At 65.8% G+C, this 17,532-nt stretch carries 13 protein-coding genes and 1 pseudogene; 9 read left to right on the forward strand and 5 right to left on the reverse strand.

Annotation, left to right across the window (positions count from 1 at the left end):
* The first annotated feature begins 26 nt into the window (after positions 1-26).
* The 4 genes from G333_RS0113925 to G333_RS0113940 all read left to right on the forward strand — a co-directional run bounded on the left by G333_RS0113925 (position 27) and on the right by G333_RS0113940 (position 3,652).
* A complete protein-coding gene (locus G333_RS0113925) occupies positions 27-1,538 on the forward strand; it encodes a DUF1538 domain-containing protein (protein ID WP_019628725.1) in 1,512 nt (503 codons plus the stop codon).
* 3 nt (positions 1,539-1,541) lie between these two features.
* The gene (locus G333_RS0113930; protein ID WP_018145799.1) at positions 1,542-1,889 is read left to right on the forward strand and encodes a hypothetical protein; all 348 of its coding nucleotides are present in this window, start codon (positions 1,542-1,544) and stop codon (positions 1,887-1,889) included.
* Between the two features lie 11 nt (positions 1,890-1,900).
* Complete coding sequence (locus G333_RS0113935; protein WP_018145798.1) at positions 1,901-2,293, forward strand: CBS domain-containing protein; 393 nt, start codon at positions 1,901-1,903, stop codon at positions 2,291-2,293.
* An 84-nt stretch (positions 2,294-2,377) separates the two neighbouring features.
* A complete protein-coding gene (locus G333_RS0113940) occupies positions 2,378-3,652 on the forward strand; it encodes a diguanylate cyclase (RefSeq protein ID WP_018951370.1) in 1,275 nt (424 codons plus the stop codon).
* 109 nt (positions 3,653-3,761) lie between these two features.
* Here G333_RS0113940 and G333_RS0113945 read toward each other — a convergent pair whose 3' ends face one another.
* Entirely contained in the window at positions 3,762-4,523 is a 762-nt protein-coding gene (locus G333_RS0113945; protein WP_019628726.1) for a class I SAM-dependent methyltransferase, read from the reverse strand.
* Positions 4,524-4,706: 183 nt separating this feature from the next.
* Between G333_RS0113945 and G333_RS0113950 the strand changes: the two genes are divergently transcribed.
* Entirely contained in the window at positions 4,707-6,050 is a 1,344-nt protein-coding gene (locus G333_RS0113950) for a phosphomannomutase/phosphoglucomutase (RefSeq protein WP_019628727.1), read from the forward strand.
* A 5-nt stretch (positions 6,051-6,055) separates the two neighbouring features.
* On the forward strand, positions 6,056-7,486 hold the full coding sequence (locus G333_RS0113955; RefSeq protein ID WP_018169661.1) for a mannose-1-phosphate guanylyltransferase/mannose-6-phosphate isomerase: 1,431 nt from the start codon (positions 6,056-6,058) through the stop codon (positions 7,484-7,486).
* A gap of 44 nt (positions 7,487-7,530) precedes the next feature.
* Here the strand turns inward: G333_RS0113955 and G333_RS0113960 are convergent, their stop codons facing one another.
* A complete protein-coding gene (locus tag G333_RS0113960) occupies positions 7,531-10,689 on the reverse strand; it encodes an error-prone DNA polymerase (RefSeq protein ID WP_019628728.1) in 3,159 nt (1,052 codons plus the stop codon).
* 183 nt (positions 10,690-10,872) lie between these two features.
* Between G333_RS0113960 and G333_RS0113965 the strand changes: the two genes are divergently transcribed.
* Both G333_RS0113965 and G333_RS0113970 read left to right on the forward strand, forming a co-directional pair.
* On the forward strand, positions 10,873-12,141 hold the full coding sequence (locus tag G333_RS0113965) for a phosphatidylserine/phosphatidylglycerophosphate/cardiolipin synthase family protein (RefSeq protein ID WP_019628729.1): 1,269 nt from the start codon (positions 10,873-10,875) through the stop codon (positions 12,139-12,141).
* Between the two features lie 32 nt (positions 12,142-12,173).
* Entirely contained in the window at positions 12,174-12,719 is a 546-nt protein-coding gene (locus tag G333_RS0113970; protein WP_019628730.1) for a cyclin-dependent kinase inhibitor 3 family protein, read from the forward strand.
* 15 nt (positions 12,720-12,734) lie between these two features.
* On the opposite strand, the gene G333_RS0113975 is transcribed toward G333_RS0113970, so the two are convergent.
* From G333_RS0113975 to G333_RS0113985, 3 genes are read right to left on the reverse strand one after another with little or no spacing between them, the layout of a single operon-like run.
* Positions 12,735-13,991 (reverse strand): FAD-binding domain-containing protein, encoded by a 1,257-nt coding sequence (locus G333_RS0113975; protein ID WP_019628731.1) that lies wholly within the window; start codon positions 13,989-13,991, stop codon positions 12,735-12,737.
* On the reverse strand, positions 13,988-14,947 hold the full coding sequence (locus G333_RS0113980; protein ID WP_026287904.1) for an NAD(P)/FAD-dependent oxidoreductase: 960 nt from the start codon (positions 14,945-14,947) through the stop codon (positions 13,988-13,990). Before G333_RS0113980 ends, G333_RS0113975 begins: the two co-directional genes overlap by 4 nt.
* A 6-nt stretch (positions 14,948-14,953) precedes the next feature.
* Positions 14,954-15,727, reverse strand: coding sequence for an SDR family NAD(P)-dependent oxidoreductase (locus G333_RS0113985; RefSeq protein ID WP_019628732.1), 774 nt, complete (start codon positions 15,725-15,727; stop codon positions 14,954-14,956).
* Positions 15,728-15,937: 210 nt separating this feature from the next.
* Between G333_RS0113985 and G333_RS15410 the strand changes: the two are divergent.
* Positions 15,938-17,470 (forward strand): annotated as a pseudogene (locus G333_RS15410) (FAD-binding domain-containing protein).
* Positions 17,471-17,532 lie beyond the last annotated feature (62 nt).

The following is a 17,532-nucleotide window of genomic DNA, read 5'->3' on the forward strand; positions in this document are numbered from 1 at the left end:
GGGGCGGCGCCTCGGTTAGGGAGCGCATGAATTTTCTCCACACCCTGGGTCATGCGGCACGCAACCTCGCTCCGATCGTGATCGTGGTGGCGGTGTTCCAGGCGCTGGTGCTGCGCACGGTGCCGGATGGCCTGCTGTCGATGGTGGTGGGCCTGGCCATCGTGGTGTTCGGCGTAGCTTTGTTCCTGCAGGGCCTGGAGATGGGGATCTTCCCCATCGGCAAGAACCTGTCCAACGCACTGGCGCGGCGGGGATCGTTGCTGTTGCTGATGGCCTTCGGCTTTACGCTCGGGTTTGCGACGGTGATCGCGGAGCCGGCACTGATCGCGGTGGCGGAGCAGGCGGAGGTGATCAGCGACGGCCGTATCGAGGGCATGGTGCTGCGGCTGATTGTCGCGCTTTCGGTAGGGGCCGTGGTGGCGCTGGGGATCCTGCGCACGGTGCTCGGACATCCGCTGCACTGGTACATCCTGACCGGATATGTGCTGGTGGTGCTGGTGACCTTCTTCGCCCCCGAGGAGATCGTGGGCCTGGCTTACGACTCGGGCGGGGTGACCACGAACATCGTGACGGTGCCGCTCGTGGCGGCACTGGGCCTGGGGCTGGCGGCCTCCATAAGCGGGCGTAACCCGCTGCGCGACGGCTTCGGGCTGGTGGCGCTGGCGGTGATGGTGCCGATGATCACGGTGCAGATCTACGGGATCATCGTGTTTACAGGAGCGGAGATCGCGGCTCCAACCGGCGCCGAGACAGCGGCCATGGATCCGGGAACCGATGTGCCAGGCGCAGGCGAGCGGCACTGGCTGTCCGCGATGGGCATGGACCTGTTGCTGATGCTGCGTGACGTGGCACCGATCATCGCGGTGATCGTGGTGTTCCAGTATTTCGTGCTGCGCAAGCGCATCCCGTATCTGCCGCGGGTGATGTTCGGTTTCGTGTTGGTGGTGCTGGGGCTTTATGCCTTCGTGGTGGGGCTGAAGCTGGGCCTGTTCCCGATCGGCGAGAGCATGGCCGAGCAGTTGATTACCAACGAACTGTTCGTGTGGGTCTATTTGTTCGCCTTTTCCATCGGGTTCGCGACCACCATGGCGGAACCGGCGCTGATCGCGATTGGCCAGAAGGCCGAGGAGGCCGCTCGCGGTTCGTTGCGCGGCAATGTAATCCGCATCCTGGTGGCGCTGGGCGTGGCCATTGGCATCACCATCGGAGTGCACCGCATTCTGGCGGGGGACTCCATCCACCACTACATCATGGGCGGCTACCTGCTGGTGATCGTGCTCACGATCCTGGCGCCCAAGCAGATCGTGGCACTGGCCTTCGATCTTGGCGGGGTGACCACCTCCGAGGTGACTGTGCCCCTGGTGACGGCTCTGGGGATCGGCCTGGCGACGCACCTGGAGGATCGCAACGTACTGATCGACGGCTTCGGTCTGATCGCGTTCGCGTCGATATTTCCCATCGTCACGGTGATGCTCTACGCGATCGCCGTGGACCTTTACGAACGCTGGTCCGCTCGCGACGAGCGGCAGGAGGAGTGAGCAATGCGATTTTCTGCACTGGTGGCCGTCCTCTCGGATGATCTGGAGGAACAGGCGATTGCCACGGCCAAGGAAGCGGGCGCTGGTGGCGTAACCATCATGGATGCGCGCGGGATTGGCGCCGAGGCCCGCAGGACGTTTCTCGGCATGACCTACGAGGGCAGTCAGTCGGTCCTCTTGTGGGTGCTGGAGAAGAAGGTGGCCCTGGACGTGCTCAAGTGCATCTCGAGGGAGCTGGACCTGGCCAATGACCCGCGGGGAGTGGCCTTTACGGTGGATGTGGCCCATCTCGCCGGTATCGGGCGCAAGCAGATCGAGCAGTTCCAGGAACAGGTCAAGGAAGAACTCTGACGGAGAGCAACATGCTGGTAAGCGAAATTCTAAGACCCAATGTCGTCACGGTGTCTCCCCTGGCACCGCTGCGCGAGGCGATGCAGCTGATGCGCAAGCATGGCGTCAAGTCGCTGGTGGTGGAGAAGCAGCACGCCCACGATGCCTACGGCATCATCACCTATACGACCATCCTCAAGACGATCGTGGCGGAAGAGGGCGATATCGACCTCTCGAATGTCTATGATGTCTGCACGAAACCGGTGATCACGGTGCCCGCCGAGATGGATGTGAAGTACGTCGCGCGGCTCATGGTGAGCCAGGGGATCCGGCGGCTGGTGGTGCTGAAGGGCAACGAGCTGGAAGGGATCGTGACGACCAGCGACATTGTCGGGTCGATCCTCGAGATGGCGGACATGGACTGAACCGCGCCGCCCCAAGCGGGTCGGATTTCAGTGACCTCGCGCATGACCCCGTGTCGTGCGTTCATTTTTTTCAGAAGGCCCGATATGGCGTCCGTGTCGATCATCGAGGGGTTCGAGAAACTCCGACTGCTGGATGCCGCTATCGAGCAATCGTACAACTCGGTCGTCATTACCGACGCCGATCTGGACGGCGGTCCGCGGATCGTTTACGTCAATGCCGGTTTCGAGCGCATGACCGGGTATTCGCGGGAAGAAGCCCTGGGGAAAACCCCGCGTATCCTTCAGGGCCCGGCAACCTCGCGCGCTGTTCTGGACAGGTTGCGCGGGGCCCTCGTCAGTGGCGAGTATTTCGAGGGCGAAACGGTCAACTACCGCAAGGATGGCTCCTCGTACGAGGTTCGCTGGCACATCTCGCCCATATATGCCAGCGATAACGACCGTGACATCACCCACTTTGTCTCGGTGCAAAAGGACATTACCGAGGAGCGGCGGCGGGATGACGAGCTGCGGCTATTGTCGACGGCGCTTGAGGTGTCGGTGGACCCCGTGCTGATCACCGATCCCGAAGGCACGATCACCTATGTGAACGCGGCCTTCGAGGAGCAGACCGGATACAGCCGGAATGAAGCGGTAGGCAAGAATCCGCGGTTCCTTCAGTCCGGTCAGCAGGAGCCCGGGTTCTATCGCGAGATGTGGGATACGCTCGCGCGCGGCGAAGCCTTTCGTGGCGAGTTCGTGAACCGCCGCCGCGACGGCACCCTGATGAACATGGAGCAGAGCATCAGTCCGGTGACCGATGCCCATGGCCGGGTGACGCACTACGTGTCGATCAGCAAGGATGTGACCGATCGAGTGCGCATGGAGGACGAGATCCGGCGACTGGCGCATACCGACTGGCTGACGGGGCTGGCCAACCGCCTGAGCCTGGGCAACACGCTGGAGGCGGAGATGGAGCGCAGCCGCCGCTACGGACGGCCCCTTTCCCTGATCATGTTCGATATCGACCATTTCAAGGACTTCAACGACGACTACGGCCACGAGACCGGAGATGACGTCCTCAAGAGGCTGGCCGATACGGTTCAGGGCGCGTTGCGCGAGGCGGATGCCCTTGGGCGCTGGGGCGGGGAGGAGTTCATGGTCGTCGTGCCGGAGACCCCTGGCGCGGGCGCCGAGGCTATGGCCGAAAAGCTGCGCAAGGCCGTCGCGGCCATGGAAACGGCGTGCCCGGTGTCGGTTACGGCCAGTTTCGGGGTGACCGAGATGCGCCAGGGCGATACCCCCAAGACCTTCGCCCGCCGCGTGGACGAGGCGATGTATCAGGCCAAGGAGGCGGGGCGCAACCGCGTCGTCTTGCTCTGAGGCCGCGGTTCCGGTAGTGCGGCGGCGGCCCTAACGAAAACGGGCCGACCCCAAAAGGGCCGGCCCGTCCTGTCGGGGATGCCATGCCCCGAGATTGGCAGCGTCCGGACTACGCGCGGCGGCGCAGCACCCAGATCTCCAGCAGGGCCCAGTCTTCGCCCGGATAGTTCTCCTGCTCCAGCGGCGACAGGCGGCGATGGCGGCTGGCGGTGCTACCGACGAATTCCAGGTGTTCCAGCAGCAGGCGCTTGGTCGCGTCGGCCTTTTCCAGGGCGAAGGGGTTCAGGAAGTTGACCAGCATGTAGCCCTCGCGCGGGGTGTCGGCGAAGGAGCGGATCAGCTTCTCGATTGCCGGCGGGTCCAGATAGACCAGCGATGCGGTGGAGATCACGATGTCCGCGTCGGCCATGGCCTTTTCGATCGCGGCCTGGGTCTCCGGTGCGGGCTGGTTCAGGTCGGCCTCGAAGGTTTCGTCGAACAGCCCGGCGCTCTTGCCATAGGCCAGCGCGTTGCCCGAGATGTCGATGCCGGTGGTCTTCATCGGCAGACGGCGCGGGGCGGCGACGGTCTTGCAGGCCTGCTCGTCGGCCCAGTTGGCGCGGATCGCCTCGACATCCATATTGTGGATGGCGGCCATGGTGGTGTTGCCAAAACAGCAGCACAGATCTACGTAGTTCAGGGTCTTGCCGGTGGCGGCCTGCTGCTCGGCCCAGGGAAGGATCAGCCGGTCGAAGGTTTGCCGGTTGAAGTCGTCGGAGATGTAGTCGAGCGCGTCGATGATGCGCTCCTTGAACGGCACCGGGGTCTCGGCGACGTAGATATCGTCGAAATGCTGTTTCTTCTCCTCGGTCTTCACTTGCGGCTCACTCATCGGCTTTTCCTCGTTGTATAAACCCACCATGCTCGGGGGTATGCGTGTAGAGCGTCAAGTAACGGCACTCACGCCAGTGATGCTGGCATGGCCTCGCGGAGCCCTTTGGCTATGTATCATGAAGGTGTACGCAACGGATTTCTGTCCGGTGCGGGAAGCGAATGATGCCGGCAAGGGGCGTGCATGAAGATCGACTGTTTCAAGGCCTACGACATACGTGGGCGGGTGCCGGACCAGCTCAATCCGGATGTGGTGCGAGCGATCGGGCGCGCCTTCGCCGAGGAGATCCGGCCGGGACGCACAGTCGTCGGGCACGATATCCGCCTTTCCAGCCCGGAACTGGCGCGAGCGCTCACCGAAGGGCTTACGGCGGGCGGGAGTGACGTCGCCGATATAGGCATGTGTGGCACAGAGGAGGTGTATTTCGCCACCGCGCACTACGGGGCCGGTGGCGGGGTCATGGTGACGGCCAGCCACAATCCGCTGGATTATAACGGGCTGAAACTGGTACGCAGCGATGCGCGCCCGATCAGCGGGGATTCCGGGCTGCAGGCGATTCGCGTCTGTGCCGAGCGCGGTGACTTCCGGCCCATGCCCCACGGGCAGGTCCGGCACCTGGATCATCGGGCGGACTACATCTCCCGGTTGCTGGCTTCGGTCGACCGCGAAACCTTGCCGAAACTCAAGGTGGTCGTGAACCCCGGAAACGGGGGGGCGGGGCCGGTGCTGGAGGCCCTGGAGCCGCATCTCCCGTTCGAGCTGATCCGCGTCAACTTCGAACCGGATGGGCATTTCCCCAATGGCATTCCCAATCCATTGCTGCCGGAGAACCGCGCGGCCACCGCGGAGGCGGTGCGCAAGCACGGCGCCGATCTGGGCGTGGCCTGGGACGGCGACTTTGATCGCTGCTTCCTGTTCGACGCCCAAGGCAACTTCATCGAGGGGTATTACATCGTGGGCCTGCTGGCCGAGGCATGCCTGGAGGGGCACGCCGGGGAGCGCATCGTCCATGATCCGCGCCTGACCTGGAACACCATTGAGATGGTGTGTGCTGCGGGGGGCGAACCCATCCAGTCCAAGACCGGACACGCCTTCATGAAGGAGCGGCTGCGCCACGAGGATGGAATCTACGGGGGCGAGATGAGTGCTCACCACTACTTCCGGGACTTCTACTACTGCGATACCGGGATGTTGCCCTGGTTGCGAGTGGCCGAGCTCATGGGCCGACGCGGCCAGGCGTTGGGCGAGATGGTGGCCGAGCGCATGGCGCGCTTCCCCTGCAGTGGCGAGCTGAACTTCGAGGTCGAGGACGCCGCCGCCGCCACCGATCGGGTGATGCAGGCCTACGCGTCGGAAGCCGTGGGGCTGGATCATACGGATGGCGTCAGCCTGGAATTCGCGGACTGGCGCTTCAACCTGCGCAGTTCCAATACCGAGCCGCTGCTACGGTTGAATGTGGAGACCCGCGCCGATCCGGCCCTGCTGGAACGCCGCGTGGACGAGATTTCACGCCTGATACGGGGGTAAGGCCGATGGAACATACGCAAAGCCGGACGGAACTGCAGCCGGTGATCCTGGCCGGCGGATCGGGGACTCGGCTGTGGCCGGTGTCGCGCAGTCACTACCCCAAGCAGTTCCTGCCCCTGACCGGGGAGCAGACGTTGCTGCAGCAGACGGCCGAGCGGCTGGACGGCCTGGGCGCGTCGGCGCCCCTGGTGCTGGCCAACGTCGAGCATCGCTTCCTGGCGGCCGAGCAGTTGCGGGCGGCAGGTGTGGAGCATGCCCGTATCGTGCTGGAGCCGGAGGGGCGCAATACCGCCCCGGCGATCGCCCTGGCGGCATTGCAGGCGCAGGCGGAAGGGCGCGACCCGTTGTTGCTGATCTTGGCGGCGGACCACCACATCGGTGATCCCGAGGCCTTCCAGGCCGCCGTGGCGCGAGCCATGACGCTGGCGGAGGCGGGCCACCTGGTGACCTTCGGGATCGTGCCTACTGCTGCGGAGACCGGTTATGGCTACATCCAGCAGGGTGAGTCCCTGGGGGAAGCCGGGGCGCGAGTGGCGCGTTTCGTCGAGAAGCCGGATGCCGCCACCGCGCGCGAGTACGTCGACAGTGGCGATTACCTCTGGAACAGCGGCATGTTCGTGTTCCGCGCCTCGCTGTACATGCAGGAGTTGCAGCGTTTCGAACCGGGCATCGTCGAGGCTTGTCGCGCCGCGCTGGAGGGAGCCCGCGAGGACCTCGACTTCCTGCGGGTGGACCCGGAGGCCTTCGCCGCGGCCCCGAACATCTCGGTGGACTACGCCGTGATGGAGCGCACCGAGCACGCCGCCGTCACACCGCTGGCCGCCGGTTGGAGCGACATCGGCTCGTGGTCCGCTCTGGCGGGCGTGCGTGGCATGGATGAGCAGGGCAACACCCTGCGTGGGGACTGCTTGCTGGAAGATAGCGAGGGCTGCGTGGTGGATGCCGACGGCCTGCTGGTCGCCGGCATTGGCCTGCGCAACCTGGCCGTGGTCGCCACCCGTGACGCCGTACTGGTTGCCGACCGCGACCGCGTCCAGGACGTCAAACTCATCGTGGAGCGCCTGAAAGCGGACAACCGCAGTGAACACGTGGATCACACCTCGGTGTACCGCCCATGGGGGTGCTACGAATGCGTCGATGTGGGGCACCGTTACCAGGTCAAGCGCATCACCGTAAAACCGGGGGCGAAGCTCTCGCTGCAGATGCATCACCATCGCGCAGAGCATTGGGTGGTGGTCAGCGGTACTGCGAAGGTGCGAAACGGCGAGGAGACCTATTTGGTGACCGAGAACCAGTCGACCTACGTGCCGATCGGGCAACTGCACTCGCTGGAGAATCCGGGCTCGATCCCGCTGGAACTGATCGAAATCCAGTCGGGTGGCTACCTCGGCGAGGACGACATCGTGCGGTTGGAGGACCTCTACGGCCGCGTTTGATGTGATGGATATGCTTGCAAGAGTTTGCGTTCGATAGGTCGGAATTAGCCGAAGTCGCGGGAGTGGGTGGCGAGTTCGCCGAGCCAGGTGCTGCGGTCGATCAGGCGCTGCACGATCAGGTGGCCGACGCCCTCGCTGTACTGCCACTCGCCGTGGGCCTCCAGCAGGCGGCCGTGCAGGACCTCGGCGCGAAAGCGTTCCACCCGGTCCGGCCAGACGATCAGGTTCAACGTACCGGTCTCGTCCTCCAGGGTCAGGAATACCGTGCCGTTGGCCGAGCCGGGGCGCTGGCGGGTGATCACGAGCCCGGCGTAGCGCGCGCCACTGTAGCTGGGTTGTTCGAGTAGCCTGGAAGCGGTGGCCAGGCGGTGCTGTTCCAGGGACGGGCGCATCAGTTCCAGCGGGTGCGGGCCCAGGCTCAGCCCGGTGGTGGCGTAGTCCTGCACCAGGTCGTCCACCGCATCCGGGCGGGGCAGCAACGGGGTCACGTCGGCCTCGCGCACGGTCTCGCCCGGTCCCTCGGCGAACAGCGGCAGGGGTTCCTCCACCGCCTCGGTCGCCCAGCGCGCCTGGTGGCGGTTGCCGGCCAGGCCCTTCAGGGCGTCGGCGCGGGCCAGGCGATTGGCCTGGGCGCGGGTGAGGGCGGCGCGGGCCACCAGGTCCGGGACGTCCGCGAAGGCCCGTTCAACGCGGGCGGCGACCACGCGCTCGGCGACGTCGCGGGCCAGCCCGCCGACGCGGTTCAGGCCCAGGCGCAGGGCCAGCGCGTCGCTCCCGGCCAGCGGTTCCACCGTGCACTCCCAGCCGCTGTGGCGCACGTCCACCGGGCGGACCTCCACGCCGTGGCGGCGGGCGTCGGCGACGATCTGCGCCGGGGCGTAGAAGCCCATCGGCTGGCTGTTCAGCAGGGCGCAGGCGAAGATCGCGGGCTCGTGGCACTTGAGCCAGGACGAGACATAGGTGATCAGCGCAAAGCTCGCCGAGTGCGACTCGGGGAAGCCGTATTCGCCGAAGCCGAGGACCTGCTTGTACAGCTGCTCGGCGAATCTCTCCGGATAGCCGCGTTCGCGCATGCCGTCCATCAGGCGCTCGCGGTAGCGCGCGAGCTGGCCGGTGCGGCGCCAGGCGCCGATCGCGCGGCGCAGCCCGTCCGCCTCGCCGGCGGAGAAACCGGCCGCGACCATCGCCAGCTCGATTACCTGCTCCTGGAAGATCGGCACGCCCAGCGTGCGTCCGAGCACGCGTTTTACCTCTGCGTTCGGATAGCGCACCCGCTCCGGGTGGGCGCGGCGCTTGAGATACGGGTGCACCATCTCGCCCTGGATCGGGCCGGGGCGCACGATGGCGATTTCGATCACCAGGTCGTAGAAGTTCGCGGGCTTCAGGCGCGGCAGCATGCTCATCTGCGCGCGCGACTCGATCTGGAACACGCCCAGGGTGTCGGCCTTCTGCAGCATGCGATAGACGGCCGGGTCCTCGGCGGGGATGTCGGCCAGGCCCCAGTCGCGGCCCCGGTGATGCGCCATCAGCTCCAGCGCGCGGCGCACGCAGGAAAGCATCCCCAGCGCCAGCACGTCGATCTTCAGCAGGCCCACCGCGTCCAGGTCGTCCTTGTCCCACTGGATCACCGAGCGCTCCGGCATCGCCGCGTTTTCTATGGGCACCAGTTCGTCCAGCCGGCCGTCGGCGATCACGAAGCCGCCGGTGTGCTGCGACAGGTGGCGCGGGAAGCCGAGCAGCTCGGCGGTCAGCGTCTGCCACTGCCGGGCCAGCGCGCCGTCCGGGTCCAGCCCGACCTCGCGCAAGCGCTCGGCGGGGATGCCGTCGTCCCACCAGGCGAGGTTGGCGGTCAGCGCATCCAGCCGTGCACGCGAGATACCCAGCGCCCGGCCGACATCGCGCAGGGCGCTGCGGCGGCGGTAGCGGATCACCGTGCAGGCCAGCGCGGCGCGCTCGCGGCCGTAGCGCCGGTAGATGTACTGGATCACCTCCTCGCGGCGTTCGTGCTCGAAGTCGACGTCGATGTCCGGCGGCTCGCCGCGCTCGGCGGAGATGAAGCGCTCGAACAGCATACTGGAGCGCGAGGGATCGACCGCGGTGATACCAAGGGCATAACACACGGCCGAATTGGCGGCCGAGCCGCGCCCCTGGCACAGGATCCCGCGGCCTCGGGCAAAGCACACGATGTCGTAGACGGTCAGGAAGTACGGCTCGTAGCCCAACTCGCGGATGATGCCCAGTTCGCGTTCGATCTGTTCGCGCACCGGGGCCGGGATGCCATCGGGCCAACGCTTGAGCGCGCCCTTGAGGGTCTCCTCGCGCAGGTAGGCGGACGGGGTCATGGTCTTCGGCAACGGGTCGGTGGGGTAGCGGTAGGTGACCGCGTCCAGCGAGAAGTCGCAGTCCCGCGCGATGGTCACACTGGCCTCAAGCCAGGCGGCGGGATACAGCGTGGCCAGCTCGGCCCGCGGGCGCAGGCAGCGTTCCCCATTGGGGAAGCGTTCATGCGCCGCCTCCGCGACCGTCGAACGCAGGCGCAGGGCAGTAAGCACGTCCTGCAGGGCGCGCCGGCCGCGCCGGTGCATGTGCACGTCGCCGCAGGCGACGAGCGGGAGTCCAGTGGCGGTTCCCAGCGCCCGGGCGCGGGCCGTCAGGGTGGCATCTTCGGGGGTACGCAACTGGCTCACGGCCAGGTGGCCCTGACCTGGGGCGGCCCATCCGGACAGCCAGTGGGCCGCTTCGGCGAGCGACGCCCCTGGGCTGTCGGCCTCGACCCGCAGCAGGCTGTGCCAGCCGGTGCGGCTCTCGGCGGGCAGGGTAGCCAGGTCGGCGCGCGTCAGGTGGTAGTGTCCCTTGTTCGCCGCGCCGCGGGCCCGAGTGATCAATCGACACAGGGCGGCGTATCCCGTGGGATTGCGCACCAGAAGCGTCAGGGTGGGGCCATCGGCCAGCCGGAAGGTCGCCCCCAGGATCAGGTGTAACCCACATTCCTTTGCTGCCGAGTGCGCTCGTACTACACCAGCCAGCGAGGCGATATCGGTCAGCGCCAGCGCGCGGTAGCCCAGTGCCTGCGCCTGCTCGACCAGTTCCTCCGGGTGCGAAGCCCCGCGCAGGAACGAGAAGTTGCTGAGCGTCGTCAGTTCGGCATAGGCCGGGGGGGCGACAGGATGCTTGCGAGTGGGGGTATGGGCTTCGATTTCCATATACTGTCGATATATACAGTATTTGGAAATCGCCCCACAATGACCGCAGGGATCGCCAACCCATTACGCTTGAACGTGGTGCCGGGATTCCAGGCCTCTGACGAACCGCTCCCCAGTTTGTTGTAATCGTCTGTGTACACTGAGCGAAAATCCTCATGTATTCGCTGCGTGCCTGGAGACCCCATGCGCTACGTCCTGCTCCCGATGGTGTTGATTGCCCTGATCTTTGCGCTGGGGAATGTGGTGCTGTTCAATGCGTTGCCGAAACCGGACCGGCTGAAAGAGCCGCTGGCGCTGGAGTACGGGACTTCGTCGGAGCAGTTCCGGCGGGACATGGGCCTGCTCCTGCAGCAGCCGATCGTGAGCGGCAACCGCATTGACCTGTTACAGGACGGCGAGGCCATCTACGCGGCCAAGATCGAGGCGATCGAAAACGCCGAGCATTCGGTCACCTTCGAGGTATACGAGTACTGGGGCGAGCAGGCGGCGATCTTCTCCGAGGCCCTGGCGCGTGCGGCGGAACGCGGGGTTCGGGTGCATGCCATGCTGGATTTCCTTGGTTCGCGCGATGCTGACCCGGAGATGTTCGAGCGCATGGAAGAGGCCGGGGTGGAGCTGGTGCGCTGGCGCGAGCCGTCCTGGTACCAGTTGTCGCGCTTCAATCACCGCACGCACCGCAAGCTATTGGTGGTGGACGGTCATACCGGCTTCATCGGGGGAGCCAATGTGGCCGATCCCTGGGTTGACGGTGACGACCGCGATGGCTATCGCGACAATCACTTCCGCATCCAGGGCCCGGTGGTCGGCAATCTGCAGGCGGTGTTCCTGGAGACCTGGCTGGACGCCACGGGGCGGATGCCCACCGGCGAGGCGTATTTCCCCGAGCTGTCCGAAATGGGGGATCGCGACGCCCAGATGGTTAACAGTGCCCCGCGCGAGGGGCGTCACCGGGTGCGCCTGATGTTTCTGCATGCCATCGCCGCGGCGGAAGAGCACATCACGATCGGTACGGCCTATTTCTATCCCGATCCGCGGTTCCTGGAGGTACTGAAGGAGGCGGCCGACCGGGGTGTCCGTATTCGCGTGCTGGTCCCGGGCGACAGCATGAACTTCGGTTTCTTCCGTCATGCATCTGTCAATCGCTGGCGGCCGATGCTCGAATCCGGGGTGGAACTGTACGAGTATCATCCACGCATGTACCACTCCAAGCTGATGGCGATCGACGACCGCTGGGCCAGTATCGGCTCCGCGAATCTGCACAACCGGTCGTTTCGGCTGAACGACGAGGCCAACCTGAACATCTGGGACGAAGGCTTCGCCCGCGAGATCCGCGAACTGATCGAGGTGGACAAGGCCGATGCCGAGCGCCTGACCATCGAGGACTGGGAGAACCGGCCGCTGCGGCGCCGCCTGGCGGGGTGGATCACGCACCTGATTGGTCCCTACCTTTGATTCATTACCACCATATTTCCGCAGGAAAGACCGTGACACTGACGACCACCCCTTCGGCAGACACGCTTGAAATCGGCACGATCCACCTGCTGGAGGGTGGCGCGATCGGTATGACCCGTTGCCCTGGCAAGCGTCGGGATCGCGAGGTCTGCGAGGCGCGGGATGTACAGGCGGATCTGGTGGCCCTGTCTGGCTGGGGCGCAACTGCGGTCGTGACCCTGAACCAGGAGGGTGAGCTGGAAAGCCTTGGCGTACGCGATCTGGGGAAGGCCGTGCAGGCTGCGGGCATGCGCTGGCTGCATTTGCCGATCGGTGACATGGCGGCCCCCGAGCGACCCTGGGAAGAGGGCTGGAAGGACATCGGACCACGGGTCCACCAGTGGTTACAGGCCGGGGAGCGCGTGGTTTTCCACTGCGGAGGGGGGCAGGGCCGAGCCGGGACCATTGCCGCCCTGACTCTCATCGAACGCGGATTGGCGTCGGAAGACGCCATTCGAGAGGTGCGATTGGCCCGCCCCGGCGCGATCGAAAGCATCGATCAAGAGCGCTACCTGCTGAATCATCCGCGCCCGACCTGATCGGACTGCCTGGCGCTACAAGCCGTTGCGGGCGAGCAGTGCGGGGATCTTGCGCTTGAAGCGGAAGAACCCGTGGGTTGCATGGGGCCAAGCGAGATCGTCCCACGTCCGGCGCAGGGGGATGATCTCGATTCCGTCTTCCGCCAACTCGTGCGCAAGAGTATCGAGGGCGTCGGCCAAGGGCCCGACGGGCGCCTCGGGTGTGGCAATGGTGGTCACGCTGGCGGCGACGCACTGCACGCGGAGGGCATCAGCGTGTAGCCGCGGGAGCACGGATGCGGGCTTTTGCAGGGCCTCGCCCGCGTGCTGCACCGCGTCCTTGGCCAGTGCGTCGACCCAGGTGGCGGCCTTGGGACCAAACGGCCAGGGCATGTCGGGGTGACCACGCGGAGTGACGGCGACCGCGGCCACGTTGGTTCCTTTCGGCAGCAATTCATGGCCATTGAAGTCGTCTCCGTGAAGCAGGAGCAGCACGCGCCGGTCCCGCGGTAGAGTTCGCGGTGCGGGCAGCGCTCCGGGCGGAGGTGGGGCCTCGTCGCGGATCGCGGGTGCCTGGGGCGCCAGGCCGGTGGGGCGGAATCGGTTATCGGTAAAGCGCGCGATGTTGTCGGCACTGGCCTGGTAGGTCTTGCCCGGCGTTTGGATGCCGGCGATCCAACGCCAGCCTAGGGTGTTCGAGGCTGGGTCGGCATCAAGCAGGTGACGCATGAAGAAGTCCGCCCCAAGGGTCCATGGAAGCCTCAACGTGAAAATCCAGATGGAGGCGAACCACATGCGGGCGTGATTGTGCAGATAGCCGGTTTCGACCAGTTCGCGGGCCCAGTGATCGAACCCCTCCAGCCCGCTGCGTCCAGCCTCGGCGGCAGCGACCGCCTCGCGCAACCCGTTGTCCCTGGCGAGGCGCGCCTGTTCGATGTCGCGCTCGTCTAGGAATGACCGCCAGACCTGGGGGCGCATCTGCAGCCACCCTTTCCAGTAGGTGCGCCAGAAGACCTCCTGGACAAATTTCTCGGCCGCCTTGGGTGAATGGTGGGCGAGCACCTTTGCGATCACCTCGTGTTCGGTAATGGCCCGATGGCGGATGTAGGGCGAGAGCAGGGATACGTTGTCGCGTTCACCTGGACCGGGGTCGCGGTTTCGCTGAGCCGCGTAGTGACGACCCGCGAGGGGGGCGAAGTCCGAGAGCCGTTCCAGGGCGGCTGCCCGCGTCGTGGGGAAGAAGGCGGTGTGACCATCCGGCGCCTGGCCGGTGGACTTGAAGGGGCTGGTCACTGGGCGTGCCGGTCCGGCGCCGGAAGGGCTTGAAGGACCGTGTCGGCCAGTGCTTCGCCGCTGTCGAATGCAGCTTCTACCCGCGGCCCCAGGGCCCAGTCGCCGCAGGCGCCGAGCCGTTGCTCCGCGTCCCAGAGACAGGACTGGTCGGCGGCCTGTTCGACCCGTGCGTATAGCCATCTATGGACCTGATGCTGGAGGAGGCGGGCTGAGCCGAGCAGGGGCCGGAGGGCCGTCAGCAGCGGTTGCGCTAGCTGATCGGGGTCTTTCTGGATGTGCTCACGGGACCAGTCTGGGCCTGCGTGGGCCACGAGCGTCTCCGGTTTTGCGTTGCGGCCGGGTTTGGTGTTGTTGCGGGCTACCCAGGCGAGCGGTTGCCCGGAGAGTTCCTGCGATGGTCGGTCCATTGTGATCTGGCCTTCGAAAGCTGCCAACAGCGCAATGCAGGGTGCGTAGCGAACCCCGTCGAGCTCCGGAAAGCCCATTCCGGCGGTAACCGCCAGTTCGGCGGCCTGGGGTGCTGGAAGCGCAAGCAATACTGCGTCGAATGGTCCGTCCAAGTCGGCGTTCTCCGACGGCCTCTCAACTCGTAGATGCCAGCCATCGACTGACCGTAGAAGCGTCTCGACGCGGGAATTGAGCCGCACGTTTAGAGGGGTGGCCAGGGCGTCGGCCGGGGCTGTCATGCCAGGGCAGCCCACCAGCCGGCCGTCTCCCCAGGTCGCTACGACACCTTGCTGCTGCCAAGCCTGGACCTGTCGCGCAAAGCGTGCGCCGCGGGCCGTGAAAAACTGGGCACCGTGATCGAAAGTCAGGTGATTAGCGCGCCGGGTCGCCATGCGCCCGCCAAGGCCCCGGCTCTTCTCCAGCACAAGGCAGTCATGTCCGGCATCATGCAGGCGCCGGGCGGCAGTGAGCCCGGAGATACCGGCGCCAATGATCGCTATGCGTGCCAAACCCCGTTAGCCGCCCGCTTGCACCAGAGGTCGTACACGGGAGAAACCGCCATCCACTGACAGGATCTGTCCGGTTACCCATTCGGCTTCGTCGGACAAGAGCCATGCGGCGGCCCGCGCGAGATCCTCCGCCTGCCCGTAGCGTTGCAGCGGATACTGCGCCGTGATCTGTTGCTCGGCACGCGGTGACGCAAACAGGCGTTCGGTAGCTCCCGTCCGGGTCAGACCCGGGGCGATGCCGTTGATGCGGATGCCGTGACCGGCGTAGGTCGCGGCAGCGGCGGGGACCAGGCTGGCGATGGCACCTTTGGCCATGGCGATTGCCTCGTGATTGGAGACCCCGATCTGAGTGACGACGGAGCTGAACAGGACGGCACTGCCGGAGGGTTCGTTGGCTTGTAGCCGGGCCTTCACCCAGGCTCGAAGGGTGTAGAAGGCGCTGTCCTGGTTGGCGGCAATGCAGGCGCGGTACTGCGCCTCCGTCGTGCGGTGCAAGGGCGCCAGAAGCGCGCTGCCCGCGCAGTGGGCGAGTTGCGTGGGGGACTCTCCGAGATGTTCGGAGGCCTGGGCCACAGCCCGATCCGCGCCTTCCGCGGTGCTGACATCCGCGACGATTGTGTATGCCTGGAGGCTCTCTGGCAGGTGGGCACACAGGGTTTCCAGTCCGTCGGCGTCGCGCGAGATCAGGGCGATCCGGTCCCATGCGGGATCGAGTGCCTGCAACAGCGCTCCCGCCACGCCGCCGGTGGCGCCGGTCACCAGTAACGTACGTCCGCTCATCGGGCGTGGCTCCTGTCGGATGGTTCCTCGGGGCAAGACAAAGCGTTCGTCCTGTGCCGGACGAGCAAGTTCAATGTCGGGTTTCGTGCAGCCATTGGGCTGGGGCTCGAGCGAACCTGGCGGCATGCTGGGGAGTCTGCACTGGGAAAGGCTGGGCCGGCGCCTTCGATGCAGGCCGGTTCAGGCCCCATGTTCCAGAGTCCGTACCGAATACCCGAGCCCGTCCACCTCGTATGGTTCAAGCGCGATCTGCGCGTCGATGATCACGCCCCGCTCCATCACGCGGCACAAGCGGGGCCCATACTGCCGCTGTACATCGTGGCACCGGGTTACTGGGAGCTCTCGGACACCAGCCGGCGTCACTGGGATTTCGTCCGCGCAAGCCTACTGGAACTGGACCAGGCCGTGTCCGAACGGGGTCGACCTCTCGTCGTGCGCGAGGGCGATGCGGTGGAGGTGCTCGAACAACTGCGCGAAGAGATCCCTGTGGTCTCGGTGTACAGCCACCAGGAAACCGGAAATCGCTGGACCGATGACCGTGATGGCGCGGTCGCGCACCTGTTTCGCCATCGCGGCATCCCATGGCGGGAGTATCGCCAGCATGGGGTAGTCCGAGGTCTGCGTAACCGCGATGGCTGGGTGTCCCAGTGGGAGGAATTGATGCGCGAGTCCGCGTTTGTACCGCCCGGGGCCCTGGCCGCCGGACCCGCCGTGGCGGGTGGCGTGGAGCGCCTGCCGCGCTGCCCGAAGGGTGTGGTGGCAGATGCCGTGACCGAACTGCAGGAACCGGGCTCGGAGGCAGGACGCGGGGTTATGCGCGATTTGCTGCGGGAACGCGGGCAGCGTTAGGCCGGCGGTATCAGCAGCCCCGGCCGTGCCTGGACGGCAAGTTCCCGCCTGAGTCCGCATCTGGCCTATGGCACGGTTTCGTTACGCCGCGTGTTGCAGGCCTTGCGTGACCGCCAGATTCAGTTACGGGCACCAAGCGGCCAGGATCGCCGGCAGGCCGCGTGGTGAAAGTCGCTGCGCCAGTTCGAAGAACGACTGCACTGGCACTGCCACTTCCTGCAGAAGCTGGAAGATGCCCCGGACATCGAATTCCACAACCTGCACCGTGAGTGTGATGGCCTGCGCGAAGGCGCCTTTGACGAGCACCGATTTTGTGCCTGGAAGGATGACCTCACAGGATACTCGCTGGTCGATGCGTGCATGCGCGCGATGGTCGTCGCGTTCGCCTCGTATCGCCTCTGGCTCCACTGGCGGCGACCGGCGCTGCATCTGGCTCGCATGTTCACGCACTACGAGCCGGGCATCCACTACAGCCAGATGCAGATACAGTCCGGCACGACAGGCTTTAACGCCCTGCGAATCTACAACCCCGTCAAGCAGTCACTGGAGCAGGAGCCGGAAGGCCAATTTATTCGTCAGTGGGTGCCTGAACTGGCAAGGGTGCCGGGCGACTGGATTCATCAGCCATGGAAGATGCCGGAAAGCCTGCAGCGCCAATCCAGTTGCCGCATCGGACACGATTATCCGGCGCCCTTGGTGGATCATAAAGAGGCTGCGAGGAGGGCACGTGAACGCTTCAAGGCGGTGCGGGGAAACGGTGCTTTCCGCCAGCAGAATGCTGGCATCCATCGGCGTCATGGCAGCCGGCGTCGACTCTCGGCGCGTATCCAGGGCCGGGCGGGGCAGGGGCGTGCGCGGGATCAACTGGATCTCTTTCCGGACCCGGATCCATGAGTGGCTTCCGGACCTGTCGATTTGGCGCTTCCGGGTGGTCCGATCATCGTGCCCCGTCATGC

The sequence above is a fragment of the Thioalkalivibrio sp. AKL10 genome, assembly GCF_000381845.1.
Lineage (GTDB): Bacteria > Pseudomonadota > Gammaproteobacteria > Ectothiorhodospirales > Ectothiorhodospiraceae > Thioalkalivibrio > Thioalkalivibrio versutus.

Coding starts and splice junctions, on each gene's coding strand:
- G333_RS0113930 (WP_018145799.1), top strand. CDS start 1,542: ATGCGATTTTCTGCACTGGTGGCCGTCCTCTCGGATGATCTGGAGGAA.
- G333_RS0113925 (WP_019628725.1), top strand. CDS start 27: ATGAATTTTCTCCACACCCTGGGTCATGCGGCACGCAACCTCGCTCCG.
- G333_RS0113950 (WP_019628727.1), top strand. CDS start 4,707: ATGAAGATCGACTGTTTCAAGGCCTACGACATACGTGGGCGGGTGCCG.
- G333_RS0113955 (WP_018169661.1), top strand. CDS start 6,056: ATGGAACATACGCAAAGCCGGACGGAACTGCAGCCGGTGATCCTGGCC.
- G333_RS0113935 (WP_018145798.1), top strand. CDS start 1,901: ATGCTGGTAAGCGAAATTCTAAGACCCAATGTCGTCACGGTGTCTCCC.
- G333_RS0113965 (WP_019628729.1), top strand. CDS start 10,873: ATGCGCTACGTCCTGCTCCCGATGGTGTTGATTGCCCTGATCTTTGCG.
- G333_RS0113960 (WP_019628728.1), bottom strand. CDS start 10,689: ATGGAAATCGAAGCCCATACCCCCACTCGCAAGCATCCTGTCGCCCCC.
- G333_RS0113985 (WP_019628732.1), bottom strand. CDS start 15,727: ATGAGCGGACGTACGTTACTGGTGACCGGCGCCACCGGCGGCGTGGCG.
- G333_RS0113945 (WP_019628726.1), bottom strand. CDS start 4,523: ATGAGTGAGCCGCAAGTGAAGACCGAGGAGAAGAAACAGCATTTCGAC.
- G333_RS0113940 (WP_018951370.1), top strand. CDS start 2,378: ATGGCGTCCGTGTCGATCATCGAGGGGTTCGAGAAACTCCGACTGCTG.